Annotated in this window: 10 protein-coding genes; 4 read left to right on the top strand and 6 right to left on the bottom strand. The window is 60.3% G+C overall.

Annotation, left to right across the window (positions count from 1 at the left end; genetic code table 11):
• From AC1D0Z_RS12840 to AC1D0Z_RS12815, 6 genes are all read right to left on the bottom strand, one after another.
• Positions 1-192: hypothetical protein (locus AC1D0Z_RS12840; RefSeq protein ID WP_477658622.1), on the bottom strand; the 192-nt coding region annotated here is incomplete at its 3' end.
• 64 nt (positions 193-256) lie between these two features.
• The gene (gene hemW, locus AC1D0Z_RS12835) at positions 257-1,420 is read right to left on the bottom strand and encodes a radical SAM family heme chaperone HemW (protein ID WP_477658624.1); all 1,164 of its coding nucleotides are present in this window, start codon (positions 1,418-1,420) and stop codon (positions 257-259) included.
• A gap of 175 nt (positions 1,421-1,595) precedes the next feature.
• Positions 1,596-2,207, bottom strand: a complete 612-nt coding sequence (locus AC1D0Z_RS12830; protein ID WP_477658621.1) for a non-canonical purine NTP pyrophosphatase — start codon at positions 2,205-2,207, stop codon at positions 1,596-1,598.
• A 45-nt stretch (positions 2,208-2,252) separates the two neighbouring features.
• Positions 2,253-2,981 (bottom strand): ribonuclease PH, encoded by a 729-nt coding sequence (gene rph / locus AC1D0Z_RS12825; RefSeq protein WP_477658620.1) that lies wholly within the window; start codon positions 2,979-2,981, stop codon positions 2,253-2,255.
• Between the two features lie 142 nt (positions 2,982-3,123).
• Positions 3,124-4,026: a PP2C family protein-serine/threonine phosphatase gene (locus AC1D0Z_RS12820; RefSeq protein WP_477649611.1), complete on the bottom strand. Its 903-nt coding sequence runs from the start codon at positions 4,024-4,026 to the stop codon at positions 3,124-3,126.
• The gene (locus AC1D0Z_RS12815; protein WP_477658619.1) at positions 4,023-5,030 is read right to left on the bottom strand and encodes a serine/threonine protein kinase; all 1,008 of its coding nucleotides are present in this window, start codon (positions 5,028-5,030) and stop codon (positions 4,023-4,025) included. Before AC1D0Z_RS12815 ends, AC1D0Z_RS12820 begins: the two co-directional genes overlap by 4 nt.
• A 70-nt stretch (positions 5,031-5,100) precedes the next feature.
• Between AC1D0Z_RS12815 and AC1D0Z_RS12810 the strand changes: the two genes are divergently transcribed.
• From AC1D0Z_RS12810 to AC1D0Z_RS12795, 4 genes are all read left to right on the top strand, one after another.
• A complete protein-coding gene (locus AC1D0Z_RS12810) occupies positions 5,101-6,018 on the top strand; it encodes a YicC/YloC family endoribonuclease (RefSeq protein ID WP_477658618.1) in 918 nt (305 codons plus the stop codon).
• Positions 6,019-6,074: 56 nt separating this feature from the next.
• Positions 6,075-6,695 (top strand): guanylate kinase, encoded by a 621-nt coding sequence (gmk, locus tag AC1D0Z_RS12805; protein WP_431098020.1) that lies wholly within the window; start codon positions 6,075-6,077, stop codon positions 6,693-6,695.
• Positions 6,696-6,736: 41 nt separating this feature from the next.
• Complete coding sequence (gene rpoZ, locus AC1D0Z_RS12800; protein ID WP_011482283.1) at positions 6,737-6,940, top strand: DNA-directed RNA polymerase subunit omega; 204 nt, start codon at positions 6,737-6,739, stop codon at positions 6,938-6,940.
• Between the two features lie 118 nt (positions 6,941-7,058).
• Positions 7,059-8,518, top strand: a 1,460-nt coding sequence (locus AC1D0Z_RS12795; RefSeq protein WP_477658623.1) for a RelA/SpoT family protein, incomplete at its 3' end; no start/stop codon positions are given.

Raw genomic sequence — 8,518 nt, 5'->3', positions numbered from 1 at the left:
CTGTTGAAGCTGGCGCTTGCGCTTGGCCTTGTTGAGGGACTCGGGCTCTGGGGGGCGGTTGCGCAATGCTTCGGCTTCGCGGGCCTGCAGTTTTTCTTTGCGCTTCTTGTCTCGGAAGTGCACAAACACCCGGCCCAGCGCGAAGCTGATGGCGCAGCTGATAACCAGAAAAATGATGGCTGGTGTTTCCATGGATCTTGTAGAGGGATGTTGCGTTGACGTTGGCGTTGGCTGGTGTGCGGCGTTGACGTGGATGCTAGTCGGCCAAAAACAATGTCTGCAGGTCGTTCAAAAAGTCAAAGCCGCGCTCGGTGGGTTTGACGTGCACAAAGTCGCGTTCGATCAGGCCCTTGCGCTCGGCTTCTTCAAGGCCACGCTGGATGGCGGTGATGGGCAGGCCGGTTTTTTCGGTGAAGTCTTGCAGCTTGAAGCCGTCGCGCAGGCGCAAGGCGTTGAGCATGAATTCGAACGGCAGGTCGGCGCGGCTGACTTCGGTTTCTTGCGTGACGGCTTCGCCGGCCAAAGCCTTTTCCATATAGAGCTTGGGCTCACGGTAACGCACCTGGCGGACGACGCGGTGTGCAAAGCTGAGCTTGCTGTGGGCGCCGGCGCCTATGCCGAGGTAGTCGCCAAACTGCCAATAGTTGAGGTTGTGAAAGCAGCGGTGGCCGGGCTTGGCATAGGCAGACACTTCATAGCGCTGCAACCCGGCGGCCTGCGTGATCTCGGTGATTTTGTCGAGCATGGCGTAGGCGGTGTCTTCCTCAGGCACCACGGGCGGGAATTTGGCGAAGTAGGTGTTGGGCTCGATGGTGAGGTGGTAAATCGAGATGTGGGGCGGCTGCAGTGCCAGCGCCTGCCGCATGTCTTGCTCCAGGCTTTGCATGGTCTGGCCTGGAAGCGCGTACATGATGTCGAGGTTGAAGGTGTTGAAGGCTTGGGCGGCTTCTTCTACCGCGGCGATGGCCTGGGCACGGTCGTGCACGCGGCCGAGGGCCTTGAGGTGTTTGTCGTCAAAGCTTTGCACGCCGACGGACAGGCGCGTGACGCCGGCGCTGCGAAAGGCCTTGAAGCGGTCTTTTTCAAAGGTACCGGGGTTGGCTTCGAGGGTGATTTCGCAGTCGGCCTCTAGCCGCAGGCGTGCGCGGATGTCGGCGACCAGGCGGTCTATGGCCTGGGGTGAAAACAGGCTGGGTGTGCCGCCGCCAATAAAAATGCTGTGGACCATGCGGCCCCAGATCAAGGGCAGCGCGGCCTCCAGGTCGGCCACTACGGCATCGATGTAGCGCTGCTCTGGCATTTCGCCGGCGACCTCATGCGAATTGAAATCGCAATAAGGGCATTTCTTTAGGCACCAAGGCAGGTGCACGTACAGCGATAGCGGCGGTAACGCGGCCAGCTGCAGCGTGCCGCTGCGCATGTAGTGCTGGATGTCTTGCACGATCAACTCAATTCAATAGACGTGAAGAAAAGACAGAGCCTCACACCGTCGACGCTCAGGCCAGCAGGCACCGCGGGACCGGCTTCGCCGGACCGCAGGTACCGCCCCTTGAGGGGGAGGCCGCGACACGAAGTGCGCGAAACCACGGGGTGTTTCATGTCAGCCACCGCTCACGCATGAGTTCGATCATGTGGCGCGCGGCCTTGCCGCGATGGCTGTTGGCGTTTTTGACTTCAACGGGCAGCTGCGCGAAGGTTTTGCCGAACTCGGGGATGTACATCACCGGGTCAAACCCGAAGCCGTTGCTGCCGACGGGCGCGGGTGCGATCTCTCCGGCCACGCGGCCTGAGGCAATCAACGGCTCGGGGTCTTCAGCAGAGCGCACGGCCACCAGCGTGCTGACCAGTGCGGCGCGCCGCTGGGCGGGTTGCGTCAGGCCGGCCATTTGCTCGAGCAAGGCCTTGACGTTGTTGTCGTCGCCTTTGGAGTAGCCAAACTGCGTGGCGTAAAACGCGGTGTCTACGCCGGGGAGGCCGCCAAAGGCGTCCACGCACAGGCCGGCATCGTCGGCCAGCGCGGGCAGGCCGCTGAGGCGGGACGCCTGGCGGGCCTTGGCCAGGGCGTTTTCGACAAAGGTGCGAAAGGGCTCGTCGGCTTCGGGCAGCCCCAGGTCAGCCTGGCTGACCAGCGTCAAACCCAGGGGCAGGAACATGGCCCTGAGTTCGGCGAGTTTGCCCTGGTTGTTCGACGCAAGTACGATTTTCATAGAGAAAAGTGGTTCCAGCCCAATAGGGACGTGCGCAAGCAGCTATTAATTTGATAGCACCTGCTTTTGCAGGCTGACCAGCTCAACGATGCCTTTTTCGGCCAGCACCAGCAGCGCGTCCATTTCCTTGCGGGAAAACGCCGCGCCTTCGGCCGTGCCCTGCACTTCCACGTAATTGCCGGCGCCGGTCATGACGACGTTCATGTCGGTGTCGCAGGCGGAGTCTTCGGTGTATTCCAGGTCCAGCAGGGGCGTACCTTGCACGATGCCGACCGAGATTGCGGCGACGTGGTCGATGATGGGCGTTTGCTGGAGCTTGCCGCTGGCCAGGAGGGTGTTGACGGCGTCCTGCGCAGCCACAAAAGCGCCGGTGATGCTGGCGGTGCGGGTGCCGCCGTCGGCCTGGATGACGTCGCAATCGAGATGGATGGTGCGCTCGCCGAGCTTCTTCAAGTCAAACACCGACCGCATCGACCGGCCGATGAGGCGCTGGATTTCCTGCGTGCGGCCGCTTTGCTTGCCGCGGGCGGCTTCGCGGTCTCCGCGGGTGTGCGTGGCACGGGGCAGCATGCCGTACTCAGCGGTGACCCAGCCTTCGCCGCTGCCCTTTTTATGGCCGGGCACTTTTTCTTCAACGGAGGCCGTGCAGAGCACCTTGGTGCCGCCGAACTCGATGAGCACCGAGCCTTCGGCGTAGGCTGTGTAGTGACGGGTGATGCGTACGGGGCGCAGGGCGTCGGCCGCACGCGCGCCGCTTCGTTCAAACTGACTCATGGGATGGCTTTCTGGCTGGTCGCCGGGTGAATGGCGGAATTGAAAAGGGTGAACAGGAATGGAACGGGAGCGGGTGTGGGGCAGAAACGGAAACGGCAAGCGGCGCCGAAGGCGCAGCCACCGATACGGCTAAGCCGGGGTATCAGGCTTTTCTTGCAGCCGAGCGGCGAATGGCTTCGTTGATTTCAGCGATGGAACGCTCAATGGTCGCCTCGTCAAGATCGTCAACCACCGTGTCCAGCACGCCGGCCTGGATGGTGGAGGCGAAGACGCCGTCCATGATGCTGTCGGTGGACACCCCGCGGGTGGATTCGAAGGCGTCAGGCGTTTCCCACTCCATGGCCAGCACGGTGACGTTGTCGCTGTGCTCGCCGCCGGTGCGCAAGGCATTTTCGACCAGGTCGGGGACGGCATCCGAAACACCCTTGCTGGCCAGCTGGCGCACAATTTCCGCGTCGCTGAGGCTGCCCCAGAGGCCGTCGGAGCACAGCAGCAGCTTGTCGCCTTGCTGAAGGGTTACGGGCCCGGCAACGTCAAAAACGGGCTTTGTTGGTGAGCCGAGGCAGGTGAACAGGATGTTGCGATTGATTCGTTCGAGCTTGATGACGCCGGCGCTTTGCTGCTCCAGGTAGGAGTGGTCGCGGGTGCGTGTCAGCAACTCGCCGTCGCGCACTACATACAGGCGCGAATCGCCGCAATGAACCCAGGTGGCGCCAGTGCCCTGCAAAATCGCCGCAACCAGCGTGGTGCGGGGCGTGTCGAGCATGCCTTTTTCGCTGGCGTAGCGAATGATCTGGTGGTGCGCGGCCATCAGCGCGGTGGAAAGAAACTCGGTGGTGTCTTCAATGACGGGGCGTGCTTCTTTCTGGTACAGCGCAGAAATGGTCTGYAGCGCAAGCTGCGCCGCCACTTCGCCTTCAGGGTGGCCGCCCATGCCGTCTGCCAGCACAAACAGGCCCGATTCGCGCGTGTAGCAATAGCCCATGCGGTCTTCGTTCTTCTCGCGCCCGCCTTTTCGGCTTACCTGAAAGACTGAGAATTTCATTTGAATTTCGTCGCATAGCCAGTGGCCTTGCGCGCTGTTTTTTTCGTGTCAGACACCATGTTGTCAAACTGAAGGCGAACCTTTTCGCTGACGGTGAGTTTGGTGTAACGACGCTCACCTTCCCTGCTCAATTCTTTTTGTAATGCAAATACCGACTGCGGCCGTGACAAGGGGTCAAGGGACATGCACCACTCTACAACCTCAATCAGGTTGTCGGAATACACCCCACGCAAACGAGACAGGGCAAGCGACAAGCGGTCTTTTTCAAGGCGCTGCGGCGCATCGTTGGGGGGATAGCCCTGCATGGTGGCGTAAATGCAGGCGCCGATCGCGTAAATATCGGTCCAGGGGCCCATGGAAGAGTCCCTGCGGTACATCTCGGGCGCAGCAAAACCGGGGGTGTACATGGGGCGGATGAAGTTGCCTTCCTTGCTCAATACCTCGCGGGCGGCGCCGAAGTCGATCATGACGGCACGGTTGTCGTCGGTAATAAAGATGTTGGCAGGCTTGATGTCCAGGTGGAGCATCTTGTGCTGGTGCACGATGCGCAGCCCACGAMGGATCTCGTCAAAAAGCGACCGGATGGTTGATTCGCGGAACACCTTCTGCTTTTTCAGCTCCCGGGCCGTGATGATGAAATCCTGCAGGGTTCCGCCCTCCAGGTAGTTCATGACCATGTAAACGGTCTCGTTCTCGCGGAAGAAATTCAGCACGCTCACCACCGAGCCATGTGAAATCTGGGCCAGTGAGCGGCCTTCTTCAAAGAAGCTCTTGAGCCCCAGGCGGTACAGCGAGAGCTTCTCGGGTTGCACCTGCGGGAGCAATTCCCCAGGGGCCCGGCCGGCCAGGGACGACGGCAGATATTCCTTGATGGCGACCTGCTGGCCCTCGTTATCAACGGCCAAGTAAACTACGCCAAAGCCACCGGCTGAAAGCTTTCGCACAACACGATAGCCACCAATCACGGTGTCGGGCGGCAATGGTGCGGGCTTGACCTTTGACATAATTTGGGATGAGCCAGAATGACTTGGTCAGTCTGGGTCTTGTTCTCTCTCTAGTAAAGCGTATTTTTAAATGTCAGTTTACAGCATGACGGGTTATGCAGCCGTGCAATCGAGCATGGCGCAATCCGCCCCGGAAACTGAATCGGGCGCGGATGCCAGCTCCCGTCTGGGCGTCGAAATACGCTCCGTCAACAGCCGGTTCCTGGATTTGGCGTTTCGCCTGCCCGACGAACTAAGGCAGGCTGAGCCCGCATTGCGCGAATTGCTCACCGGCAAACTCAAGCGCGGCAAGGTGGAAGTGCGGGTTTCGCTGGAGAGTACCTCCGCAAGCACCCTGCGCGCGCCATCTTCAGCGACTTTGCAACGGCTCGGATCGCTGGAGGACAGCATCAAATCCTGGCTGCCGCAGGCGCCCGCTCTCAGCGTGGCAGATATTCTGCGGATCGCCACGAATGAGGACAAAAAGCCACACGACTACAGCGATGAGCTGCTCAAACTGGCCAAAAAGGCCCTGAAAGAGCTGATGGCAGCCCGTGAACGCGAAGGGGCACGGCTGGCCGAGATGCTGCTTGACCGCACGGCACAGCTGCGTGCGCTGGCTGCGCTGGCGGTGCCCATGGTGCCCAAACTGGTGGAACAACAGAAAACCCGCTTTCTGGAGCGCTGGAAAGAAGCCATGGCGCTGTCGGACGGCGCCACGCTTCCGGAAGCTGCGCAAGACCGCGCGCTCACCGAGGCCACAGCCTTTGCCATCCGCATTGATGTGGCGGAGGAAATCACCCGCCTTTCGTCGCACCTGGATGAAATTGACCGCCTTCTGGCGAATGGCGGGGAGCTGGGCAAGCGCCTGGATTTCCTGATCCAGGAACTGCACCGCGAAGCCAATACACTGGGCTCCAAATCGGCGTCCCTTGAACTGACACGCATTTCTGTCGACATGAAAGTGCTGATAGAGCAGATTCGTGAGCAGGTCCAGAACATCGAATAGCCCCGCCGGTCAGCCAGCCGGCCAGCAAAAAACACCGAAATCAACGCCCAGGACGCATGGACTACCCCGGAAACCTCTTTGTTGTAGCCGCCCCCAGCGGGGCTGGCAAATCCAGCCTGGTCAAAGCCCTTCTGGAGCTGGATTCCCGCATCCAGCCTGCGGTGTCGCACACCACACGCCCTCCACGCGGCCAGGAAAAGCACGGCAGGGAGTACTTTTTTCTCTCGCCCGAGGATTTTGACGGCATGGTGCTGCGCGATTCCTTCCTGGAATGGGCGCATGTGCATGGCCACCGCTACGGAACCTCGCGGCAGACCATCGAGGAAAGGGTCGCCACGGGCGCTGATGTGATCCTGGAGATCGACTTCCAGGGCGCCATCAATATCAAGCGGATTTTTGCGAACGCAGTGCTGATTTTCATACTCCCACCAAGCTGGGAAGAGTTGCGGTCGCGCCTGCAGCGGCGGGGGGAGGACAGCGCCGAAGTCATCGAACTGAGGCTTAAAAACGCGGCCACCGAGATGGCCCAGGCCCGGGAATTCGACTTCGTTATAATTAACGAGTTATTTGAGCGGGCAGTTTTCGACCTGAAAACCATTGTGCATGCCCAGCGGCTCAAGTTTTCGGCCCAGCGGCGAGCCCGCGCCGAAACCTTCCAGGCCCTTCAAATTCCCTGATTTCACCGCTTTTCCCGTTATCGATCACACCGGAGATCACCATGGCCCGCATTACCGTTGAAGACTGCCTCGAAAAAATCCCGAACCGCTTCCAGCTGGTGCTGGCTGCCACCTATCGCGCGCGCATGCTCAGCCAGGGGCACGCGGCCAAGATCGAAAGCAAGAACAAACCTGGCGTTACGGCTCTTCGCGAGATCGCCGAAGGCAAGATTGGCCTTGAAATGCTGAAAAAAGTGCCTTCCTGAACCAAACCGGGCACCCAAAAAAAGCACCGCAATGCGGTGCTTTTTGCATTTATGGCCTCATAAAGTCCATTTTTTTCATGATTTATTCATGCCGCGATACATTTAAGGCATGAGCGTCATGCTTTCGCCTGTTGTTTCGAGCAAGTCGACCCCCGCCGCCGCCAACGCAGCGGCGGCAAGCTTTGCCGCGCTCACGGCGAAACTCGATTACATGAGTGCCGCCGACATCGACAATGTCCGCCGCGCCTATCGTTTTGCCGATGAGGCCCATCTGGGTCAGCTGCGCAACAGCGGCGAACCTTATATCACCCACCCCATCGCCGTCGCACAGCAGTGCGCAGAATGGAAGCTGGACGCGCAGGCGCTCATGGCCGCCTTGTTGCACGACGCCATTGAAGACTGCGGCGTCACCAAGCCTGAGCTGATCGAACGGTTTGGCGCGCCGGTGGCCGAGTTGGTAGACGGGCTGACCAAGCTTGAAAAGCTGGAATTCAACACCCGGGAGGAAAACCAGGCGGAGTCCTTCCGGAAAATGCTGCTGGCCATGGCGCGCGACGTGCGGGTCATCCTGATCAAACTGGCTGACCGGACGCATAACATGCGCACGTTGGGCGATGTCCCCCGTGCCAAGTGGACGCGAATTTCGCGCGAAACGCTGGACATTTACGCGCCCATCGCCCACCGCCTGGGCCTGAACACCACTTACAGGGAACTTCAGGACCTTTCTTTCCAGCACCTGCACCCCTGGCGCTACGCCACCCTGACCAAAGCGCTGCAGAAGGCCCGTGGGCGCCGGCGCGACGTGATCAAACGCGTGCAAGGCGAGGTCGAATCGGCCTTTGCCAACGCCCACGTGCCCGTGATGATCTCGGGGCGGGAAAAAACGCTGTATTCCATTTACCGCAAGATGGATGAAAAGCACCTTTCGTTTGCCCAGGTGACTGATCTCTACGGATTTCGGGTAATCGTGAAGGATCTGACAGCCTGCTACACCGCGATGGGAGTGTTGCACCAGCTCTACAAGCCCTTGCCTGGAAAGTTCAAGGACTACATCGCGATTCCGAAGATCAACGGTTACCAGTCGCTGCATACCACCCTTGTCGGCCCCTTCGGCACCAATATCGAGTTTCAGATGCGCACCGACGCCATGCATGTGGTGGCCGAGTCCGGGGTGGCGGCGCACTGGCTGTACAAGGCCACGGACCCGGACGGTGACGCTTCGCAGCGGCTGGGAACGCAGTGGCTGCAGTCATTGCTCGACATCCAGCAGGAAACGCGCGATGCGGCGGAGTTCTGGGACCACGTCAAGATTGACCTGTTTCCCGAGGCGGTCTACGTGTTCACGCCGAAGAGCCAGATCATGGCCATGCCGCGCGGCGCGACCATCGTCGACTTTGCCTATGCCATTCACAGTGACGTGGGACACCGCGCCGTCGCGGCCAAAGTCAACGGTGAGCAGGTGCCGCTGCGCTCCGAGCTGCACAACGGTGACGTGATCGAAATCATCACGGCTTCGGTTTCCAGCCCCAACCCTGGCTGGCTGGGGTTTGTACGCACAGGCAAAGCCCGCTCCAAAAT

The organism is Polaromonas sp. P1_E3 (assembly GCF_056405935.1).
The sequence above is the reverse complement of the archived record's forward strand: the minus strand, read 5'-3'. Positions and strand labels throughout refer to the sequence as shown.